This window comes from Methanolobus psychrotolerans (genome assembly GCF_002243045.1).
Classification (GTDB): Archaea; Halobacteriota; Methanosarcinia; order Methanosarcinales; family Methanosarcinaceae; genus Methanolobus; species Methanolobus psychrotolerans.
Genome location: NZ_MBKP01000009.1, coordinates 22,663 through 44,308, shown reverse-complemented (window position 1 = coordinate 44,308; position 21,646 = coordinate 22,663). Strand labels below are relative to the sequence as shown.

26 protein-coding genes are annotated in these 21,646 nt (G+C 40.1%); 9 read left to right on the top strand and 17 right to left on the bottom strand.

Going from position 1 to position 21,646, the window contains the following annotated elements:
* Window positions 1-139 precede the first annotated feature (139 nt).
* On the top strand, window positions 140-1,699 hold the full coding sequence (locus tag BB781_RS04920; RefSeq protein ID WP_094227391.1) for a glycosyltransferase family 2 protein: 1,560 nt from the start codon (window positions 140-142) through the stop codon (window positions 1,697-1,699).
* 78 nt (window positions 1,700-1,777) lie between these two features.
* Here the strand turns inward: BB781_RS04920 and BB781_RS04915 are convergent, their stop codons facing one another.
* Complete coding sequence (locus tag BB781_RS04915; protein WP_094227390.1) at window positions 1,778-2,323, bottom strand: metal-dependent hydrolase; 546 nt, start codon at window positions 2,321-2,323, stop codon at window positions 1,778-1,780.
* 47 nt (window positions 2,324-2,370) lie between these two features.
* On the opposite strand from BB781_RS04915, the gene BB781_RS04910 reads away from it, so the two are divergent.
* Both BB781_RS04910 and BB781_RS04905 read left to right on the top strand, forming a co-directional pair.
* Window positions 2,371-3,411: a DUF354 domain-containing protein gene (locus BB781_RS04910; RefSeq protein ID WP_094227389.1), complete on the top strand. Its 1,041-nt coding sequence runs from the start codon at window positions 2,371-2,373 to the stop codon at window positions 3,409-3,411.
* A 74-nt stretch (window positions 3,412-3,485) separates the two neighbouring features.
* Window positions 3,486-4,742 (top strand): phenylacetate--CoA ligase family protein, encoded by a 1,257-nt coding sequence (locus tag BB781_RS04905; RefSeq protein ID WP_242492530.1) that lies wholly within the window; start codon window positions 3,486-3,488, stop codon window positions 4,740-4,742.
* A gap of 15 nt (window positions 4,743-4,757) precedes the next feature.
* Here BB781_RS04905 and BB781_RS04900 read toward each other — a convergent pair whose 3' ends face one another.
* The 3 genes from BB781_RS04900 to BB781_RS15590 all read right to left on the bottom strand — a co-directional run bounded on the left by BB781_RS04900 (window position 4,758) and on the right by BB781_RS15590 (window position 8,628).
* Window positions 4,758-6,650 (bottom strand): hypothetical protein, encoded by a 1,893-nt coding sequence (locus BB781_RS04900; protein WP_094227388.1) that lies wholly within the window; start codon window positions 6,648-6,650, stop codon window positions 4,758-4,760.
* 44 nt (window positions 6,651-6,694) lie between these two features.
* Window positions 6,695-7,975 carry a flippase gene (locus BB781_RS04895; protein WP_094227387.1) on the bottom strand — a complete coding sequence of 427 codons (1,281 nt, stop codon included), beginning with the start codon at window positions 7,973-7,975 and terminating at the stop codon, window positions 6,695-6,697.
* A 437-nt stretch (window positions 7,976-8,412) separates the two neighbouring features.
* Window positions 8,413-8,628 carry a hypothetical protein gene (locus tag BB781_RS15590; protein WP_164997779.1) on the bottom strand — a complete coding sequence of 72 codons (216 nt, stop codon included), beginning with the start codon at window positions 8,626-8,628 and terminating at the stop codon, window positions 8,413-8,415.
* A gap of 295 nt (window positions 8,629-8,923) precedes the next feature.
* Between BB781_RS15590 and BB781_RS16320 the strand changes: the two genes are divergently transcribed.
* The 5 genes from BB781_RS16320 to BB781_RS04875 all read left to right on the top strand — a co-directional run bounded on the left by BB781_RS16320 (window position 8,924) and on the right by BB781_RS04875 (window position 11,984).
* Window positions 8,924-9,055 carry a hypothetical protein gene (locus BB781_RS16320; RefSeq protein WP_277985482.1) on the top strand — a complete coding sequence of 44 codons (132 nt, stop codon included), beginning with the start codon at window positions 8,924-8,926 and terminating at the stop codon, window positions 9,053-9,055.
* Window positions 9,056-9,222: 167 nt separating this feature from the next.
* Window positions 9,223-9,447, top strand: coding sequence for a hypothetical protein (locus BB781_RS04890; protein WP_094227386.1), 225 nt, complete (start codon window positions 9,223-9,225; stop codon window positions 9,445-9,447).
* 5 nt (window positions 9,448-9,452) lie between these two features.
* The gene (locus tag BB781_RS04885) at window positions 9,453-10,055 is read left to right on the top strand and encodes a hypothetical protein (protein WP_094227385.1); all 603 of its coding nucleotides are present in this window, start codon (window positions 9,453-9,455) and stop codon (window positions 10,053-10,055) included.
* A 1,269-nt stretch (window positions 10,056-11,324) separates the two neighbouring features.
* Window positions 11,325-11,627: a nucleotidyltransferase family protein gene (locus BB781_RS04880; protein WP_094227384.1), complete on the top strand. Its 303-nt coding sequence runs from the start codon at window positions 11,325-11,327 to the stop codon at window positions 11,625-11,627.
* A 51-nt stretch (window positions 11,628-11,678) separates the two neighbouring features.
* Window positions 11,679-11,984 (top strand): HepT-like ribonuclease domain-containing protein, encoded by a 306-nt coding sequence (locus BB781_RS04875; RefSeq protein WP_094227383.1) that lies wholly within the window; start codon window positions 11,679-11,681, stop codon window positions 11,982-11,984.
* Between the two features lie 62 nt (window positions 11,985-12,046).
* On the opposite strand, the gene BB781_RS04870 is transcribed toward BB781_RS04875, so the two are convergent.
* From BB781_RS04870 to BB781_RS04820, 13 genes are all read right to left on the bottom strand, one after another.
* Window positions 12,047-12,268 carry a hypothetical protein gene (locus BB781_RS04870; protein ID WP_207205240.1) on the bottom strand — a complete coding sequence of 74 codons (222 nt, stop codon included), beginning with the start codon at window positions 12,266-12,268 and terminating at the stop codon, window positions 12,047-12,049.
* A 5-nt stretch (window positions 12,269-12,273) separates the two neighbouring features.
* Window positions 12,274-12,450 (bottom strand): NAD-dependent epimerase/dehydratase family protein, encoded by a 177-nt coding sequence (locus BB781_RS04865; RefSeq protein ID WP_340637509.1) that lies wholly within the window; start codon window positions 12,448-12,450, stop codon window positions 12,274-12,276.
* 459 nt (window positions 12,451-12,909) lie between these two features.
* Window positions 12,910-13,152 carry a hypothetical protein gene (locus BB781_RS04860; protein ID WP_129582629.1) on the bottom strand — a complete coding sequence of 81 codons (243 nt, stop codon included), beginning with the start codon at window positions 13,150-13,152 and terminating at the stop codon, window positions 12,910-12,912.
* 56 nt (window positions 13,153-13,208) lie between these two features.
* Window positions 13,209-13,724: a GNAT family N-acetyltransferase gene (locus BB781_RS04855; RefSeq protein WP_094227381.1), complete on the bottom strand. Its 516-nt coding sequence runs from the start codon at window positions 13,722-13,724 to the stop codon at window positions 13,209-13,211.
* A gap of 13 nt (window positions 13,725-13,737) precedes the next feature.
* Window positions 13,738-13,881: a hypothetical protein gene (locus BB781_RS15585; protein WP_164997778.1), complete on the bottom strand. Its 144-nt coding sequence runs from the start codon at window positions 13,879-13,881 to the stop codon at window positions 13,738-13,740.
* A gap of 374 nt (window positions 13,882-14,255) precedes the next feature.
* On the bottom strand, window positions 14,256-14,627 hold the full coding sequence (locus BB781_RS04850; protein ID WP_094227380.1) for a HepT-like ribonuclease domain-containing protein: 372 nt from the start codon (window positions 14,625-14,627) through the stop codon (window positions 14,256-14,258).
* Window positions 14,624-14,926, bottom strand: a complete 303-nt coding sequence (locus tag BB781_RS04845) for a nucleotidyltransferase family protein (RefSeq protein WP_094227379.1) — start codon at window positions 14,924-14,926, stop codon at window positions 14,624-14,626. The genes BB781_RS04850 and BB781_RS04845 overlap by 4 nt, the downstream gene beginning before the upstream one ends.
* A 379-nt stretch (window positions 14,927-15,305) precedes the next feature.
* Window positions 15,306-15,479, bottom strand: a complete 174-nt coding sequence (locus BB781_RS15580) for a hypothetical protein (protein WP_164997777.1) — start codon at window positions 15,477-15,479, stop codon at window positions 15,306-15,308.
* Window positions 15,480-15,591: 112 nt separating this feature from the next.
* On the bottom strand, window positions 15,592-15,855 hold the full coding sequence (locus BB781_RS04840) for a YgiT-type zinc finger protein (protein WP_094227378.1): 264 nt from the start codon (window positions 15,853-15,855) through the stop codon (window positions 15,592-15,594).
* 13 nt (window positions 15,856-15,868) lie between these two features.
* The gene (locus BB781_RS04835) at window positions 15,869-16,198 is read right to left on the bottom strand and encodes a HepT-like ribonuclease domain-containing protein (protein ID WP_094227377.1); all 330 of its coding nucleotides are present in this window, start codon (window positions 16,196-16,198) and stop codon (window positions 15,869-15,871) included.
* The gene (locus tag BB781_RS04830; protein ID WP_094227376.1) at window positions 16,188-16,547 is read right to left on the bottom strand and encodes a nucleotidyltransferase family protein; all 360 of its coding nucleotides are present in this window, start codon (window positions 16,545-16,547) and stop codon (window positions 16,188-16,190) included. The genes BB781_RS04835 and BB781_RS04830 overlap by 11 nt, the downstream gene beginning before the upstream one ends.
* Window positions 16,548-16,786: 239 nt before the next feature.
* A complete protein-coding gene (locus BB781_RS04825; RefSeq protein ID WP_094227375.1) occupies window positions 16,787-17,008 on the bottom strand; it encodes a nucleotidyltransferase family protein in 222 nt (73 codons plus the stop codon).
* Window positions 17,009-17,596: 588 nt separating this feature from the next.
* Window positions 17,597-18,442 carry a lantibiotic ABC transporter permease gene (locus BB781_RS04820; RefSeq protein WP_094227374.1) on the bottom strand — a complete coding sequence of 282 codons (846 nt, stop codon included), beginning with the start codon at window positions 18,440-18,442 and terminating at the stop codon, window positions 17,597-17,599.
* Window positions 18,443-18,815: 373 nt separating this feature from the next.
* Here BB781_RS04820 and BB781_RS04815 point away from each other — a divergent pair, with 373 nt between their 5' ends.
* Entirely contained in the window at window positions 18,816-21,527 is a 2,712-nt protein-coding gene (locus BB781_RS04815; protein ID WP_094227373.1) for a UPF0182 family membrane protein, read from the top strand.
* Window positions 21,528-21,646: the final 119 nt, after the last annotated feature.

Below are 21,646 nucleotides of genomic sequence, written 5' to 3'. Positions count from 1 at the left end.
GAAACTTTTATATGTGATAAGTAATCTTCATACTGTGCACAGGATAGATGTAACGCATATATACAATATATGCCTGCGCCTGAATCTGATTTACGGTCTGTGACGATGCGCGCAACAAAAAAAAATGGGTGGTACCAGTATGACAATTGTAGCTGTAATTCCTGCATTCAATGAGGAAGTTCACATACACGATGTGATAAAAAAAGCAAAACACTATGTGGATGAGATCGTTGTAGTTGATGATTGCAGCAAAGATGCAACTGCTTTTATTGCTCAGAGCCTTGGTGTCAGGCTTGTAAGGCATGAGACTAACATGGGAAGGGCTGAAGCCCTGAGATCAGGATTCAGGGTTGCAAGGGAACTTAAACCGAGGATAATAGTCACTCTTTACGCAAATGGCTATCATAATCCTGAAGACATACCAAAGCTTGTTGAGCCTATATACTGGCTTCAGGCGGATGTTGTTTCGGGAAATACCTCTTTTAAAGATAAGGAGGTTCTATCTCTTTTAGGCATGGACGATAATCTTGAAGGTTCCTTGCTTTGCGATACTGGCGTGAGCCAGGGTCTTGTAGATCTGGGCATGGGATTCACTGCATTTTCATCAAGTACTTTTGATTCGCTTCAATTCTATGAGAATGGCACTGCAGTTGAACTTTCCCTGATCATGGATGCAAAAACTGCAGGCCATGATATAAAAACGCTTCCTGCATCACGTTTATGGAATCACGATCTTGATGTTTTACAGAAATATCGCATAGGAGTCGTTGTTCCTGCCTACAACGAGGAGAAACTCATCAAGGTCACCGTGAACGGCATCCCCGAATACGTGGACCGCATATATGTCATCAATGACTGCAGTACAGACAGTACAGCCGAGGTGCTGGAGTCCATAGATGACCCCCGTCTGCACATTATCACCCACGCAGTGAACCAGGGAGTCGGTGCAGCTATCCTCCACGGTTACCAGAATGCACTGAAGGAGAACATGGACCTGATCGCCGTCATGGGCGGTGACAACCAGATGAACCCCATGCAGCTCCCCAATCTCCTGATGCCTATCATCGAAGGCAAAGCTGACTACACAAAAGGCAACCGCCTGCTCAGTGAGGAGTTCCGTGTAGGCATGAGCAAATGGAGAGCATTCGGCAACGGCCTGCTCACTATGATCACCAAGATCTCCAGCGGCTACTGGCACATCATGGACCCCCAGAACGGCTACACAGCCATCTCCAAAAAGGCCCTCTCTAACATGGACCTTCACAACCTTTACACTTACTACGGCTACTGCAACGACATGCTTGTCAAACTCAACACCTTCGGCTTCCGCACCCTTGACATAACCATGCCAGCCCGCTACGGCCAGGAACGCTCCTCCATAAAATACAGCAAATACATGGGCAGAGTTTCAATAATGCTCTTCCGCAAGTTCCTCTGGAGACTCAAAACAAAGTACATGGTCCTGAGCTTCCACCCTCTGGTGCTGTTCTACATATTCGGCATGATACTGGTGCCATTGGGTGTGCTGCTTGGCGGCTACATCCTTGCGGCAAAACTGCTGCTTGGCTGGACCGTCTCCACCAACCTCCCCCTGCTTGATGCAGTCTTCCTGATCACAGGCATACAGTTCACCCTGTTTGCCATGCTCTTTGATATGCAGGAATGCAATTGTGCGATGAGTAACCCTCATAGTATCTGAATATTCAATCAAAAAAGGGATGGTAATAGAACAATGACCTTTTCTAACTACATTGCACTGGCAGGATCCCACAGCAGTTCAACGCCTGCTCTTCCCCTCCATCACCCTGCTCCTGAGATAACCCAGCCCAAAAACAATTATCACAGCAAGCCCCACTATCTCCCCCATGAACATGGAAAGCACCTCCGGGTCCCCTATCCTCCCAAGGTTCCTGTAAACCACGGCAAGATAGGTCCAGAAGGACCCATACTCAGTCCCCCTGCCAAAGCCCAGCCCCATCAAAGGCCAGAACAAAGTCTGCGGGCTTTTCCACATACTGTCCAGCACAATATGCACAAAACTCCCGCCTGCCAGCATGAGCACTTTTGCATCGTTCCTCCTGCGCAAAAGATAGTAGCCTGCCATGCTCAGCACCACAACAAAGAGCAAAGTATGCGCAAAGATCCTCCCGCTTGCAAAGATATCCTCAAAGAGCACCCTCCCTATGAGCTTATCAATAATATCCGGCAGCATAGACCCTATGACCACATACCAGTAGCTTATATGGGGTCGAATTTTTGGAAAGGCCTTTGCGGCTATGTAGAAGAGTGCAAGGGTTATGCCGATGTGTGCGAAAGGGAGCATGATGCAGTAAATACGGACCCTTTCTTTAAATATGTAAGGTGAACATAATGAAAGTTTTGATTGATATCGGTCACCCTGCACACGTCCATTTCTACAAGAACACGATCAAAGAGCTTGAAAACCGAGGCCATGAAGTTCTTGTCACTGCCAGGGATAAAGAGGTAACTGTAAAACTCCTGAAAGCCTATGGCATCGAGCACACAGTTCTTTCATCAATGAAGCAGGGAAAAGGAAACCTGATCAAGGAATGGATAATCAGGGATTACAAACTCCTGCAGATCTCCCGAAAATTCAAACCCGATGTTCTGACCGGTATTTTAAATCCTCCTGTTGCTCATGTATCATGGCTGTTGAGAAAAAAATCAATTATTTTTAATGATACTGAGCATGCAATTTTTGCCCAGAAGATCACATATCCGTTTTCAGATGTTATTTGTACTCCCTCGTGCTTCAATAAATCCATTGGAAAAAAACAAGTCACTTATGAAGGTTATCACGAGCTTGCATATTTGCACCCCAATTACTTTACTCCAAACCCAGATGTTTTGCAGGATATAGGATTAACAGAGAACGACAGATTCATCATTGTAAGATTTGTTTCATGGGGTGCCAGTCATGATGTTGGACATCATGGCATAAAGAACAAATTGGAAGTCTTAAAAGAGCTTGAAAAATATGCTCATGTTCTCATAACTTCTGAAGCAGACCTTGGTCCTGACTTTGAAAAATACAAGATAAAAGTATCTTCAGAAAAACTCCTTGATCTGCTTTATTATGCAACCATCTATATCGGAGAAGGGGGCACTACAGCTTCTGAAGCTGCTGTTCTGGGAACACCTGCAATATTTATCTCTTCTCTTTCTGGCACAATGGGTAATTTCACAGAACTTGAAGACAAATATGGTATGATATTTTCATTCAAAGAAGAAGAGGCTGCATTATCAAAGGCAATAGAATTTCTCCAAAAACCATACCTCAAAGAAGAATGGAAAGCTAAAAGAAATATACTTCTTGAAGAAAAAATTGATGTAACAGAGTTCATGGTAAAGTTCGTTGAGAATTATTACAATGAAAATAAAATGGGATGAAAATGCTGCACAAACCACTATTCGTACTCGCTCACCAGACACAATATCCTAAATTTCATTCAACATATAAGAATGTGGTAAAAAACCAATGGAAACCATACGATGAGCAGAAGGTACAGCAGGAAAAGCAGCTTAGGCATATGATCAGCTTTGCTTATGAGAACGTTCCCTATTATCACAGGCTTTTCAAAGAGCTAAACTTATCTCCTGAAGATATTCGAACTATTGAAGACTTAGAAAAACTGCCTATACTCACTAAAGATATAATTAAATCAAACTGGGAAGATTTTAAACCTGCAACTCTGTCTTCCATGAAATATTATGAGCAGGCAACCGGTGGTTCCACAGGTACTCCTTTCAAATACAGATTGCTGAAATCTGATAGGTTTTTGAGTGCTGCTCTACTTTATCGTGGGTGGGGATACGCAGGCTATGAACTTGGAGATAAAATGGCTTTTCTTGCAGGTTCTTCCCTTGGCGTTGGGACTAAATCGGTTCTCGATAAGAAAATCCACGAGGTCACTCGAAATATCAGAAAGCTCTCTTCATTTGATATGGGCGAGAATGACATGAAGCAATATAATGATATTTTAAACTCATTTCAGCCTAAGTCGATCAGAGGATATGTATCTTCCATCTACTTCTATGCGAAATGGTTGCAGGAGAATGATATAAAAATCCATAATCCTGATTATGTATTCACAACAGCTGAAAAACTTCTTCCTCATATGCGGGAAACAATTGGCAATGCTTTTGAGTGCGATGTTTTCGATGCCTATGGTCTAAACGATGGTGGTCTGGGTGCTTACGAGTGTCCAGAACACAATGGCCTACATATAGATATTGAAAGAAGCATCATGGAAATTGTTGATGATAATGAATCTCAGATCGATGAAGGCACAGGAGATATTCTCGCGACAAGTCTGAATAATTATGCAATGCTATTTATAAGATATCAGACCGGAGATATGGGGCATATTATTGAGGATAGTTGTGGGTGTGGGCGGGAATCTAAGTTATTGAAGGAAGTTGTAGGAAGACAGCAGGACATGCTCCAAACCCCCGAAGGTAAATATGTTCACGGTGCATTTTTCAATAGTTATCTATTTGGGAATATCAATGGAGTTATAGAGTTTCAAGTTATACAAAAATCATTAGAAAAAATTGTTATTAAGCTTGTACTAAGCGAGGACTTTGATGAAAAGCAACTTGAATCTATGCTTTCGATTGTGAAAAGCAAATCTCAAAAATGGGATGTTGAGTTCAAACTTGTGGATCATATAGAGCGGACGAAAGCGGGAAAGTATAAGTTTATTGTTAGTGAGATATAACCAAACAGTAAAATATCAAGTAAAAGCTAGAATACTCTTTGTATCATAAACTTTATTGTAGGATTCAAAATCATTCCACAAGCTTAAATCTTTATAGTAGTAATCGATTTTGCTCCCCCCTTCCCATGATGGATTTGGCTTGAAATATCCATCCGTGTTAGAATACAATTTCAAAGGTCTTTTTGACAATTCACTCTGTCTTATCAAAAAAACATCATTATCTTTTTCTCTTAAAACTTTCATGTTCGTGGAATCAACCACCAAAATATGTCTTTTATCACTATGGGGTGTATTTGAAAGAGATGTATATCTGGTTGTTACATAATCCGACATAATAGATCCTGAAGTAAATATACCTATAGTGTTAAAGGAATTAATTTCTTGTTCTGTTAGATAATATGTATAAAATGGTCTTTCGATTATGGGGTTGTCTGATGCTATAAAATCATTTGAAACAGATAAAAAAGCTAGAGATATGAACAATAATAACAAAAAACTTTTTGAATATTTTTGTGTTGTTTTGTACATTGTATAAAAACCAATAGCAATGGCAAAAGTAATAAATGGGAATAAATATTGTCCAAATCTTCCTACATTAAAATTTCCTGCAAATTTATTAATAAGAAGTGCTGGACCAGGAAAAGCTACCACAACTGATAATAGCCCTAACAAGACAAAAATTTTGGCAATTGATGGAAGCCTATTGGAGTATAAAGTTCCCAGCGTACCAATTATAACAAAAAAAAGCATAGGTGTGTATTGAAGGTAATTAAAAAGTTCGTTTAAGGGCGTATAAATGATAGAACTTGTAATTATGCCAGATGGTGCTTCTCTTATGATGGTACTTATTATTGTTTCAAATAATAATTCAGCATAAAACATCCAATACAACAGATTGAATATAATAAAAATTACTAGAAAGTTATATGTAAATATGTTTTTATTTTTATCGTAGATATGTTGTCCTATCAATAGTAATAAAAGAATTGTAAATATAAAAGGAGTTGAAGCTGTATGGTACATTACAATTGGGAATATTAACATTATTGAAAGAAAAACCATTTTCAAGTTTGACTTATAGAGAAGTGATAATATTAACAGTAAAAATAAAAAAGATACAACGCTTCTGGAAATGGATGCCATTCCATAACCAATCACATCAGGATTTAAAACTATGAATAAAGCACTTAACAATGAAACCTTGTTATTGCTAAATATTTTTCTGGAAATGAGATATGTGATTACAGGAGTGAAGGAATAAATAATTCCATTTGTGAAAAACATTATTTTTTGTATAGGTAAATCTAAAGCAGATATGTAATAAACCATAGTGCATAAAACATGCCACAAGGGAAACGGTTTATATATTTCGAAAATTTCTGCTTCAATATAAGCATTATTTATAAGGGATTCAATTGCTGCAACATGAAATATCGGATCTGTACGAGAAATATAATAAAAATAGTTAAGGTTTACACTCCACAAGATACAAAGCATCAATATCATTGACTGAAAAAGAATGACCTTTGTTTTCATATTTGAATCATTGAACAGCAAAATTTCAAACAATATAATTAAGCTCATTATTGTGACAATTAAGTAAAATAAAATTGGTCTGACTTCACTAATATACACAATAATAGTAGCTAAAAAAATACAAATAAAATAAACACTTAGAAGCAGAATAAAGATTCTGTTGTTTAATTCTATTGAATCCGAAGTGTTGTCTTTATATTTATGATAAATAAGGGGTGCTACAATCATAGGGATTGCAAGATAACTACCTAAAAGTGTTAGATTGAATTGGCCAATTATCGTTGGGATTAGCAGGCCAAGTATGCCCATTATGGGTAATGCGTATAGAATTAACTTAGCAGTTATTTTGAATCTATTGTTATCTTTTTCCATACCCGTCCCACAGTAAATTTCCATCAGTCTAATACAAACTCTCTTTATTTTAAAGTATTTCTCAAATCCAATACGTATTTTTTAATAAAATATAATTTCAATATTGACAACAAAATAATTGACATGCTGGTGGCCAATGAGGCACCTAATATCCCATATTTAGGAATTAGTAAAATATTGAATATAATATTGCAAATAGCACATATTAAAGCTATTTTGTATATTACATTAACTTTCCCTATGCTTAAAAGTGTACAGTCAACAGAATGTACAGGTGAATAAATAGAATAACCAATTAGTAAAACTAGCAAGGGAGAATATGCAAATATAAAATCATTAGTGAATAGTAAAACGATTAAAGTTTCTCCAAAAAAAGCCAATACTAAAGCAATAACGAATATGACAATAAATACTTTAAGCATCGTTTGTCTAATCAAATTAATCGTCTTTTCATATTCACCTTTTCCATAGTGATACGCTATAGGCGGTGCTATTGCAGTATGAACAGAATTGGGTATCAACGTGATTCCATGTATTATTATTATTGCAACAGCATATATTCCTACACTTGTAGCATCCATTAAATGTCCAACCATCAAGCTATCAATTTGAGTATTAATCATTCCAATTGAATTTGCCAGAACAAAATAAAATCCAAACCATGCTACGTCCTTAAATTTGTCTGTAAAGGACAAATATGTAATTTTGTACAAGTCTTTAATGAAAAAGGCAGATATAATGCTTATTATTATAGTAGGGATAACAAAACCAAATACTGCTCCTCTTACATCAGCATTTAAGACCAAAACCAGGTAAATAGATAATAAAAAGATGAACGTGTTCTGGATAATATTTATCAATGCATACAATTTCATTTTACGAAGGCCAACCAAGGCTCCTAATACCATTTTTTGAATAGCTATGAATGGCAAACAGAAAGATACAAATTTAAGAAAGTCACCCATTTCAGGAATGTGGAACACTGACATAGCTATAAAATCAGATACTAAATAAAGTACAATGGCCATCATAACGCCAGTGATTATTGAACTTGAAAATCCTGCTGAAACATATTCTTTGACTTTGCTGGATTCGTCACTGAACTCAGCAACATATTTAGTTAAAGCTGATCCAATACCAAAACCTGCAAATTGCATTCCAAAAAGATAAATGGTAAAAACCAGCGTGTAAACTCCCAAACCCTCAGGTCCAAGCTCCCTTCCCAGAACTATCCTTAGCAGCAGGTGGGATAAAGATGCAGTGGCAAGGCTGATGAATGACCACTGGACATCACGCATCGTTTTGGTGAGCTTGAAGTTGAACATGATATTACCAGCTCAGAAAGAAAACATGAGTAAAATATGATCTGTCTGATACCACCATTTTTCAATCACCCATCACAGCAGGCACATCGTATGCCTGTACATTTGTACTTCAATGGGTACATTAGATTCATTGAACATATTTAAGTTTTGTGAAAATAGTGCAAGAATAATTTGCGGCGTTATATATAAATGGTGGGGATAATGGTGGTAATTTGTCTGTTTTAAGCCTGGATTGCTAAAAGCTGGGGGTCGGTCCGGGCGGAGAGGAGAAAAAGGATATATCCCTGGATATTAGCAGGATCTGTCAGCAGGATCGACAGTACTGTCTGATGGGGGAGGTTGTGTGTTTATTGAGACTGTTGAGGGCGTTGGGGTGTATTTATCTCATGGGTGATGATATTTTGTATAACACTGGAAGAAGCCAGGTGTCCGGCGCTTTATCCCGGTGTTTTGGAGGAGTTTGAAAGGGGTTGCGAAAAAAAGTTCTTCTGGAAGAATAACGGGTTGTTCTGAGAAGCAGCTCTATCTATACCCGGGCTTTTGTGTCGCTTGTCCAGGGGTCCGCTGGTCGGTCTGGTGAGATCTGGTGCATGCTCTTTGGTGGGTTTGATAATGGCGTAAACATATCGGTGGCAGGTGGTGCGTTCCATCATCAATATATGTTAATTTTGTAGAGATCCGAATGGTCACCTGACCATCGATAGACATAGATGAGAATAAACAATATCTGTGTGCATCTGCGTGTATCTGCGGTTCGTTATTAACTAAAACCACAGATGAACACGGATAAACACAGATTAGAATAAACAATATCTGTGTGCATCTGCGTTTATCTGCGGTTCGCTATAAACTAAAACCACAGATGAACACAGATTAACGCAGATTAGAATAAACAATATCTGTGTGCATCTGCGTTTATCTGCGGTTCGTTATTAATTAAAACCACAGATGAACACGGATACACTCACTTCCTACGGAGTTGAGTGCCTGCTCAACTTAGAAGATAACACAGGCATACCCGTAGTTCTTTGTACAAAAGCATCCGTTCCGGAGGCAGGCGGCGCATTCCATAACTTCTGATAAAATAATAAAAATCTATTGTAAATTTAATTGTAATTGCATGACAATACCATCACGAAGCATGATCTCAACTAAAATCCACTCTTTTGTTTTAAAAGTCGTCATCTGGAAAAAGTTATATATTGTTCATTCCTTTATATTCCTGTATTATAGAGTGGAGAAAAAACATGTCCTTAAAAGCCGATACTGTCCTTTTTGAAGATAAGTTCAATGTCAAGATCAGTGATTTCTCCACCACAGAAGATGTCGACAGTTTTGTAGCGAAAAGGCTGGGAAAGGACGAGTTGAAGATCGTATCACTTGAGCAGAATATAGTCACTATACAGGGTTGTGTCTTTCCGAGAACGGATATAGACATCGACACTGTTTTTGAAAAAGCTCTTAAAAAGTGATCATTGTGGTAGTGGATAACAGTTCAGTTGAAGAGATATTCGAGATATACAGAGATGTCTTTGTACCCGCTTATGCTGACCTTGTAGGATACATAGGGAACAAACCTGTTCAGATAACAAATGAATTGGACAATACTCTTGCCCATGTCTCTCACATATATAATCCGGATTACCCGGATGAAAAGCGTCTTGAGAACCTTCAAAAGGCAAAGAACCATCTGACAAGGGCAACCCTGGATTCATATAAGCTCTTATGGGTAGAAATGAAAAAGGAATTGGACCTTGTTTCTGATGACAGGGACCTTGAGTTTTTTATAAATGTTCCTGAACATGTATTCATCAAGGAATTCGAAGACTTCAAAACAAAGGCTCAGGATGCCAGGAACATCGAAATGAGATCAGTAGGTAATTCTCCTTTTGATGCAGTTGAAGCCTACAAAGAAACCATTCGTATAGGAAAAAGGCTTCTCGGATATATTGACACTAACAAAGCCTGCAATATACAGAAATTCAGAACAGGTTATTGGCTCAAAGAAAACGCCTTAACTATTCTCCTCTCCTTCCTGGCAGGATATGCAGCAAACTATTTCTGGAACCTGTTCAATTAGAAACACGTTATATCGCCATCATTACTCCCTTGAAGTAATTCCTAAGAAGATGAGCATAAACCTGGTTTTAAAATAATTATATCAAGTAACAAAGAACTAACTAACTGTTTTAAGTTCTATCCCCAGTGATGCATTTCAGTTGTCGCCAGCTGAGTTAATTCTTTTGTGTGGTCGCACAAAAGGAAACAAATAAAAAGTATTTAGGCCTGGAACAGTCCACTCACTTCACCGCAGGCGGCGCGGTCCATCATGAATATATGTTAATTTTATAGAGAACCGAATGGTCACCTGACCATCGATAGACACGGACGACAAGAATCAATATATGCGTGCATCTGCGTTTATCTGCGGTTCATATTTTGAAAGAAACCACAGATGAACACGGATAAACACGGATGAGAATAAACAAAAATCTGCGTGCATCTGCGTTTATCTGCGGTCCAATGTGAAATAAAACCACAGATGAACACAGATTAACGCAGATGAGACTAACCAATATCTGCGTGCATCTGCGTGTATCTGCGGTTCGCTATTGACTAAAACCACAGATGAACACAGATTAACGCAGATGAGAATAAATAATATCTGTGTGCATCTGCGTTTATCTGCGGTTCGCTATTAATTAAAACCACAGATGAACACAGATAAACACGGACGACAAGAATCAATATATGCGTGCATCTGCGTTTATCTGCGGTTCGCTATTAATTAAAACCACAGATGAACACAGATAAACACAGATGAGAATAAACAATATCTGTGTGCATCTGCGTTTATCTGCGGTCCAATGTGAAATAAAACCACAGATGAACACGGATAAACACGGATGAGAATAAACAAAAATCTGCGTGCATCTGCGTGACCTGCTAAACGGATGTTTAGCAGGCACTCAACTCTGTAAGAGGTGAGTGTATCTGCGGTTCATTTCAGAATAAGACCAGCATTTCTTAAGCCTCTGTCTCGCTAAGGCTGACTTCCCCTGCAGCAAGCGGATGGACAGGCAAAGATGATCTGTAAAACTTTTGCATAACCTTGTCTATGCGTCCGGAAGTCTGCGGGGTATAGTATGCTTCTGCGCATTCCTTATCAACGAGCTAGATTTAAAAAAAACTTCGAAAATCCCATCACTGAAGTGATGAGCTTAATACACTATCATCTCTCCTAAGCCCTTTGGCCGTCTATTGAATATCTGTGCCTTTTCCAGCAAAGGACAAACAACTTATATCAATAAAACTAACATTAACTTAGAAAGTCCCTTCTAAGATCAATATGCCAGATAATAGAGATGTTGAACTATACAGAACCAAACTCCGCGAAATGCTGCCGGAGTTGAAAGAGCAATATAATGTAAGTTACATAGGATTATTTGGGTCCTATATAAGGGGAGATCACACTACGGAAAGTGATCTTGATGTGCTGGTGGAGTTTAGCAAAACTCCTACTATTTTCAGATTCGTTCATCTGGAGAACTACCTTTCCGATTATCTGGGGATCAAAGTGGATCTTGTCATGAAAGATGCACTGAAACCAAATATCGGAAAATACATACTTAAGGAAGTTGAAGCCATATGAGGGATTAGCATTCGGGATATAAGGGACTATGTACAGGACATCTGCAATGCCATGGATGCAGCAGAGAACTTTGTCTATGGCTGTACTTTTGAGGATTTCCTAAAAGATATCAAGACTCAATACGCCGTGATACGGGCCCTGGAGATAATTGGTGAAGCAGCAAAGAAAGTCCCTGAGGATATAAGGCAAAATTACCCTTCAATTCCCTGGAAAGATCTGGCAGGCATTCGGAACAAGCTGATCCATGGATATTTTGGTGTAAACCTTGAAGTTGTCTGGCTCAGCGTAAAGGAAGGCATCCCGGAAGCAAAGCCTATGATACGGGATCTATTGGACGAACTGGAGAATCAGATCTGACATCTCCCTCTGCCTGCATTGACTTATAAAAGAGTCATGCATCACGCTTAAAACTAACATGATCATTCTTTCTTTTTCTCTTTATCAGGACCATACTTGCTGTATTTCTCAGCAATTTCCATGCCTTTGATAAAGTTCTCATAGCTAATACTATCTTTAACACGATGTTTTTCGAACAGGTCGTTGATCTCATAAATACTGATATCCAGCATCTTGGCAGCTTTTCCCTTACTTATTCTGCCATTTGAGTACTCCTCGATCAGATAGTGCTCAGTTACATCCATAGATATTAATAAGAATTATTATGATGATGGGCTATGAAATCCATCCTGCCGAAGCTGAGGTTGTCAAAAACGGTAACTTTGTTACCTGACTTTACAAGCCTGTCAACTACGTGACTGCCGATGAAGCCGGCGCCACCTGTAACCAGAATCCTAAGATCAGAAAGACTGCTCACTACCACCATTTTTCATTCACCCAACACAGCAGGCAGATCGTATGCCTGTATAATTATACTTCGTTGGGTAAACTAAACTCAGGGAACATATTTAAGTTTTGTGAAAATCTCGCAAGAATAATTTGCGGTGTTATATATATTGAGGGGATAATGATGCTGATCTGTCTGTTTTAAGCTGTGGATCACTATAAGACGGGGTCCGCTGGTCGGTCTGCTGAGATTTGTTGCATGCTCTTTGGTGGATCTTATAACAATGCAACCACCCCGCCGCAGGCGGTGCGGTTCATCATGAATATATGTTCATCTTGCAGAGATGCGAATGGTCACCTGACCATCGACAGACACGGACGACAAGAAGCAATATCTGCGTGTATCTGCGTTTATCTGCGGTTCATATTTTGAAAGAAACCACAGATGAACACGGATACACTCACCTCCTACGGAGTTGAGTGCCTGCTAAACAGTCGTTTAGCAGATAACACAGGCATACTCGTAGTTCTTTGTACAAAAGTATCCGTTTAGGAAGCAGGCAGCACATTCCACTCCCATAAAAAGAACAAAATTCTCACTTCCGGAAACTTTCCAGCATTTAAGCGATATCTTCCGGATATAACGCAAAGATGCCGTCCTGGAAAGGCTGGTCCTGGCATTGATCGTTCCTGCACGGATACAAAGGATGCCATCCATTCTCCCCGCAAAAGCGAACCCCACTAACGCTCACCGCTGTGCATGTACGATAATTGGGCTTTGTTGTATGGGCGGGGGATCTATTCAAGGTCCTCTATTATCGGTTGCATGTTCAGATACAGGGACGTGTAGTCTTTCTTAATAGATCTTTTAACGATCTTAAATCCGTATATTATGTAAAATCCTGTAGATTCGGGCTTTGAATCCACTGTAATATATCTGCATCCGGTGATGTCAGCTACCCTTTGGGCAAGACCTATTGCTGCAAACAACATATGCGAGCCAATACCTTTTCTTTCAAATCTTTTGTCAGTGGCAAGCCTTGCGAGTTTTACAGCCGGATAACGGGAATATGGGAAATCATCAACACAGTCAGAATCATCAACGGATCTAACTTTTATAGTATCTGTGGTCAGGGTAAAGTATCCTGCAAAGTGTCCCCGATAATAACAAACATAGGTTTTACTTATGAGTTGTTCCTGATTGCTCAGAGCATCATTTTTTAAAAAATCATTCAAATCATCGTTATTGCAGCAAAAAAGCAAAACATCGTCTCTCTTAGAAAGCGCAGAAATAGAAAGATCAGATTCAGACATATCGATGCCGGGACTAAAAACGGATACTATCGGATATTTTCCTGGCTTTTTTGAACATTTCTACCTGTTGCCTGGTAGCTGGCTTTTTCTCATTATCCCAGAACTCTTTTGCATCTTCACCTTCCAGCACAAGTCCCAGTTCAATAGGTTTTGCCATTATCTTTTTCACCTTTAATATGACTTCAATTGTGTTGTCAATAATATTGACATACGTGAGATATTGTTCTTACGTGGGTATATAATTTACCATGAGAACTATTCACGATGTATGTATGACAGTCCCCATTCACACATCCAGGACCCTTGTATCGCTTATCTAAGGGTCCGCTGGTCGGTCTGATGAGATCTGGTGCATACTCTTTTATAGGTCTGATAACAACGCAACCAAACCACACCGGCGCAGGCGGTACATTGCCATGCTGCTGAGTAGTGGTAAGAAATAGAAACAAACCTCAAGATTATGTATTCTACGATCTGCTCATGGATCAAGTTCTAGCAACAAAACTTTAGTCAAGGGATAATGTTTGTCCTTCAGAGTTTCTCATCTTTTATAGCATCGATCTGAAGCATTTCAAGTCTTTCAAGTCTTTCAAGTCTTTCTTTAAGTCCAGGCAATTCTTCTTCCAATGTCTTCCACACAAGATTATAATCTACAACAAAATAAGCGTGTATAAGTCGGTCCCTCATTCCTGCAATATTGCTCCAGGGAATGTCCGGTGCAAGTTCTTTAATGCTCTTTGGTAAAGCTTTACTGGCTTCTCCCATTATCTCAAACTGTCGTACAACAGCACTTTTTGTTTTCTCATCATCCAGAAAACCATCTTTGTTCATACCTGAAGTAAAATTATCTATGGAGTCAATGGCACTAATTATCTCTGAAATGTACAGCGACGGTAATCTCATATAGTTACCATCTCTTTTAGAACTTCATTCTTCATCATTGGATGCAAAGCTCTCATTGAAACAACGTCCACTGGAAGCCCAATCCGCTCTTCCAGATAGTCACCAAGTCCAACAAGGTCAAAAAGTGTAGCATCCTCATTAAAATTTACAAGTAAGTCAACATCACTGTTGATCTTCTCTTCACCCCTGGCATAAGAACCGAAAATACCAACTATCTCTGCATTGAACAACTGACTGATCTCATCCCTGTGCTCTTTGATCAGGAGCCTGATGTTGTCCATTTTAACATATTTAGTCATATTTTCACCTATTAATATCTCTTTTAATTGAGCTAACTTCTTTAGTATTTAACTCCCGCGGAAAGAAAAGATAACATGATGTGTGCTCTGTAGTATCATGCAAAGTCGTTACGTAGCGTTTTATATCTTGTAGGATCTATTCTGATAGCTTCTCTTGCAACCTCAGACCAGTTTATGTCCTTATATCTGCTCATCTCTTTGATCAGATCATCCTGGACAGACAGAGTTATTGTCGCTATATTTAGCTTATATAGTAATTCTATACATTAAAGATTTTCCCGTTTTAAAAGGAAATCAGACCTTCTTGAGTTCAATATCATTTAAGTTGTGAACTACCCACTAAAGGGAACGGGAGTTCTGATGCAGGGGTATTGTAGGCTTAGCTGTTAAGAAGGGGACCTTCCTGTGAGGTCAGGGAACTTGTGATGGGCAGGTGATGGATGGGAGGGGAATAGGGGGGAGGACAAAGGTTCGCTGGCAGGTGGTGTGTTCCATCATCAAAATATGTTGCTTTTGTAGAGATGCGAATGTTCACCTGACCAACGATAGACACAGATGAGAATAAATAATATCTGCGTGCATCTGCGTTACCTGCTAAACGGATGTTTAGCAGGCACTCAACTCTGTAAGAGGTGAGTGTATCTGCGGTTCATTTCAGAATAAGATCAGCAGTTTTCAGCCTCTATCTCGCTAAGGCTGATTTCCCCTGCAGCAAGCGGATGGACACGCAAAGATGATCTGTAAAACTTTTGCATAACCTTGTCCATGCGTCTGGATGTTTGCGGTGTGTAATATGCTTCTGCGCATTCCTGGCAGACAAAGGCATCAACATCTTTGATGGCAAGCATGGTTTCACCTACCTTCACAACGAACTCATGCTTTCCGTCAACAAGTTTACCTTTGCAAAAACCACATCTATCCGGGATCATTATTTATCAATCCTTATTTTGTCAGAAGCCCCTCGACAGCTTCCTTTAGATATGGGATGTCTTTTTTTGCAGTGTTCCAGACTTCATCAAGATCAACACCAAAATAAGCATGTATCAGCTTATCCCTCATTCCTGCAATTTCTTTCCAGGGAACATGCGGACAGCGTTCTGTCGTGATCCCGGAAAGGTTCTTTGTAGCCTCACCGATTATTTCAAGCTGTCTGACAACCGCATCCTGTATAAGTCGTGTTTCAAGGAATTCATCATACGATATATTGGTGTATTCTCCTATCTGATTCACTGCATCAAGTATATGCTCCAGGAAAAAAACATCATCTTTCATGATACAGCCTCTTTATATCCTTTTTAATAGCCGGGGCAAGATGGTGGCTCAATGATCTTTCAGTTACAAGGTCCACTTTTATCCCAAGCAGGTTTTCAAAGGCTTTCTCGGTCCTTATATGATCAATAAGACTCTTTCCTTTTGAGAACGTGACCAAAAGATCAAGGTCACTATCCTGGCTTTGCTGACCTCTCGAATAAGAGCCAAACAGCCCAAGAGAAGCGATATCATTCTGTCTGCAAATATCCAGAAGCTCCTCTCCTATGTCCCTGGAAAGGCCAAGGGCCTCTACCAGATCGAATGTATCGCGAATTTCATTGAACTTCTCATAACAACTATCTGATCTCATCCCTGTGCTCCTTGATCAGGAATCTTATGTTGTCAATCCCAGTAAGGTTTTTCTCTTTTCCGGCCATCGATAACTTCTCCATTTATTGAGCTTACTCCTTTAGTATTTAACACCTATGACCAGATAATGGTCCCTGATAAAGACTCCAGGATCCTTCATAGTATCCTCATCTTTTCTTTGAGGACCCGCTCCCTGATAAGAGGACTAATGGAATCATAAGTTATGACCTCAACCTTTCTTCAGGCTTCCTTCTCTAGCTCAAGATCAAGCCTTGCAAGATCAAAGAGACTTTTCCTGCCCTTAAAGCGAACAAGAACATCGATGTCACTTTCCACACCTGCCTCGTTCCTTGCAAACGAGCCAAAGATGCCAGCTTTATCCACACCGTTTTTCAGCAGTATTGGAACAATTCGTCCTCTGTACTCATCGATCTGCTTCTCAGCCATACTATCACATTTCATCTCACATATCTATTGGTGACAATTCTTATTAAGTTTCTTGAAGGGAATCCCGAAAGTTGGCTTATCAAAAGTAAAAAGCGTTCAGGTCTAAGAACAAAACAACCATACAGCAGCGGGCAGCACATTCCACTCCCATAAAAAGAACAAAATTCTCACTTCCGGATCTAACGCAAAGATGCCGTCCTGGAAAGGCTGGTCCTGGCATTGATCGTTCCTGCACGGATACAAAGGATGCCATCCATTCTCCCCGCAAAAGCGGACCTCCCACTAATGCTCACTGCTGTACATGTACGATAATTGGGCTTTGTTGTATGGGAAGATCTATTCAAGGCCCTCTATTATCGGATGCATGTTCAGCTACAGGGACGTGTAGTCTTTCTTAATAGATCTTTTAACGATCTTAAATCCATATCTGATGTAAAATCCTGTAGATCCGGGTTTTGAATCCACTGTAATATATCTGCATCCGGTGATAAACGGATACTGCCGGATGGTACAGGATCATGATCCCATCTCACCCGATCAACGCGCAAATTTGATGGCATGAACTCTTTTTTGTCAGGTTTCCGCATTCACGGATGATGGGGCTCATTCTTGTGAGGTCGTGACAGGACTTTTCCTTTTTGAGACCATATAAACCAGATATGCCTCTGCAAGAACTAATAGGAGGATGCAAACTATCGTTGTGGTGATTATCGAAGGGTATTGTGATCCAAAACCTTCAGGCGAAATGTGCTTAAGGAGAATTCCTGCATAGGCCCAGATTATAACGAGTCCATAGGCAATATCTTTGTTTTTTAGCATTGTTGTGGCTGCGATAATAAGGCCGGCGATGATCACCAGGACGGTCCAGATCGTTTCGGCTAAACCAAAACCTTTCCAGCCTATGCTTACAAGCAATATGGTAACATTGGCGATGGTTGCAATGGTTATCCAGCCGAAGTAGACGCTGAAGGGGAGTCTGATGAAAAGATATTCTCTTGTTGTGAGACGTTCTTTGTTTATCGTTGATGTTATCAGGATCAGGCAGACAAGGATCACAAGCATCAGTAACATGGAAAGGGGGATGAGCCCATAGTGCCAGGCAAAGATCCAGGCGGCATTGGCAAGGGAAGAAACTGAGAACAGTATTGCGGTCTTGTGCAACAGCCCGGACCTGTTGACGGACCTGTTGACGGACCTGTTAGTATTTGTATTGCCTTGAAAGATGCCAAGCTGGTAAAGTGTGAACCCTGCCAGCAACAGATAAATGAGTCCCCATATTGCAAAGGTTATCCCTGCCGGGGCAAAAAGGTTGGGATAAGAGTCCGAGACCTGGCCTGTGCTGACCCCGTTGATAGGGAGGATATTGGCCAGCGCATTGACAATGATCATTGCCAGAAAAGTTACCAGCGTGATGATCCTGATAAGTGTGCCTGTTTGCTTGCTTTGCATTGATAGTCCCATCCTGTTCTGATGTATAATACACTTTAGCGCTCAAAAATGATTAAAGTGTCCTTGTTCAGGACATATCTGACAGGAACTGCAACATAGTTTCAGGGATAAGAGCGGTGCGATAAGCAACAATTCCACGGCAGCAGCGCATTCCAACACCAGCATTCAGTAAAGAAACGTTATTCGTATTTAAGTTTTAAGGCCACTGAGATATATACGATATCTTTGGGATCGGGGCAATTCAAGAAACTGTATTGACATCCATTTGCCGTGGGGAAAGATATTAGTGTGAACGTTGACCTGAATATATAAAGAAGCAAAGAAGCCAGTTATCTCAATAAATGATTAACGATCACTTGTGTGTGGTAAACTCATGAATTTAAAACCGATAGTTCTCTTAATACTGATTGCTATATTCTTCGGCCTTAGGCCTGCAGTTACTTATTTCACTGAATATCTATGGTTTGATGCAACCGGATATGCGTCTGTCTTTTTGAGCATCCTAAGCTGGAAAATATTGATATTCCTGACAAGTGTATTACTTGCATTTGCTTTTCTCTATTTCAACATCAAAATTGCAAGATCATCTGTAAATAGAATATTAGGCAATAAGGAAAAATATACAGATATCGAAGGACTGGTGATGCCAGCCACAGTAATCATATCACTGATATTCGGCTCATATCTGAGCAACCGATGGGAAACAATAATACTCTATTTCAATATGGTGCCGGCAGGTATAGAAGACCCCATCTTTTTAAGGGATATTTCTTTTTACATGTTCCAGCTTCCCTTGCTTGAACTTATCAGAACGGTTGCACTTTCACTTACAGTTCTTGCACTCATAATAACCGGCGTCTTCTATCTCTACAAACTGGAGAGCATACTGGAACCAAAGTACACGATCGATTCTGACGAGTACATGCCCGCTGGAACGGACATATCAGGTATTGTTGATAGAACCCCGGACAGGGTACTTGTGCACATTTCAGTGCTCCTGGGACTCATTACTTTAATTATCGCTTACAGTATCTATCTGAGCCGATTCGAGATATTGTTCTCACAGCAAGGAATAGTAACTGGCGCGGGATACACAGATATCCATGTAAGATTACCTTTGCTCACCATCACATCACTGGTCTGTACCTTAGTAGCGACCGGATTGATAGCCAACGTAAAATTGAAGAACAGAAAAATCCCGGTCCTGGGGATAAGCGCAATTGTGCTCATGATCCTTCTTACTTCCTTTGCTCCAACGGCGTACCAGCAGATCAAAGTAGAGCCTACTGAACTGCAGCTTGAGGAGCCTTATCTGCTGTACAATATTGAATATACAAGAGCCGGCTTTGGACTTTCAGACATTGATATAAGACCATTTGATTATGATCCGGAACTTACTCATGCTACCATTGAAAACAACAGAGATATCATAGATAATATCCGAATATGGGATGAGAGGGCTCTTCAGAGTACATACAAACAGACCCAGCAGATCAGAACATATTATGACTTCAACGATATTGACACAGACAGGTACAATATTGACGGGCAGTACAGGCAGTTTATGATAGGTGTCAGGGAAATGGATATATCTAATCTTGATCCCTCAGCCAGGACATGGGTAAATGAACGGCTTGTTTTCACCCATGGATTTGGTGCGGTAATGAACAATGTGAACGAAAAAACAGATGATGGAAGACCCGTTTTCTCACTTCAGGACATACCACCCATGGGAGATTTCGACCTCGCAAATCCCCGAATATATTACGGGGAACTTACCACAGATTATAAAATAGTCAACACCGACATCGAAGAACTTGACTATCCCAGTGCCGACGGGAATGTCTATGCCAGTTATAAGGGAAGTGGTGGTGTACAACTGGATTCCATATTCAAGCGCCTGGCTTATATGGTGCGTTTTGGAGATGTGAATTTCATACTGAGTCAGTATCTAACCGATGAAAGCCGTGTGATCTATGACCATCAGGTAAATCAAAGAGCTTCAACGATAGCTCCGTTTCTTGTCTATGAAAGTAATCCCATTCCTGTGATACATGACGGGAAGGTGTTCTGGATAATAGATGCATACACTGTTTCTGATAAGTACCCATATTCTGAAAAATATGGTACCAGTGCAGGTAACATGAATTACATACGCAATTCTGTTAAGGTTGTCATTGATGCCTATGAAGGTACTGTGGACTATTACATAATGGAGGATGAGCCTCTTATCAACACATATGCCATGATCTTCCCGGACCTGTTCAAAACATATGATGAAATGCCGGAAAATCTCAAACAGCACATCAGATATCCTAAAGAGTTCTTCAGTGTTCAGATGCAAATATACCGGAACTACCATATGACAAATGTTGAAACATTCTACAATAAAGAGGATGCCTGGCAGATCCCAAATGAGTTCTACCGTGGAACAACAGTTACTATGGAACCCTATTACATAATGACAAGACTCTCTGAGGAAGAAAATATCGAGTATATACTCATGCAGCCATTCACACCAAGGAACCGGCAGAATATGATCGCATGGGTAGCTGCAAGATCTGACGGAGAAAATTACGGACAACTTGTACATTATGAATTCCCAAAGGATAGATTGGTATACGGTCCAAATCAGATAGAAGCCAGGATAGATCAGGATCCGCTCATATCCGAATTGTTCACACTCTGGGGACAACAGGGATCAAGTGTGATAAGAGGGAACCTGCTTGTAGTTCCACTTGACAGTTCAATACTATACATTGAGCCGGTGTTCATCAGTGCAGACCAGGGTGAGATACCAGAGCTTAGAAGAATTATCGTGTCTTCAGGGGAAATAGTCTACATGGGTCTTGACCTGGAAACATCATTGCAGGTATTGCTTGGAGAGGAGCTCATCGATGATGAGGGATCACCTGTTTATGTGTCAGAGGATGCAAGGGAATTGGCCTCAAGAGCACTTGAGCATTACAACAGAGCACAGGAACATTTGCAAAACGGTGACTGGGCAGGATACGGGCAGGAAATGGATAGTGTATACGATCTGCTTGAACAGATATCTCAGACAATGACAGAGATAGAGCAATAATAAAAGTAGTACATGTACCTCTGCTTTTTTCCTTTTTCCTTCTTCTTTTTCAATTTCCAGAAAACCGGGAGACTTATAAAATATCATGCAGATATTCATGGATTAATTGATATTGACCA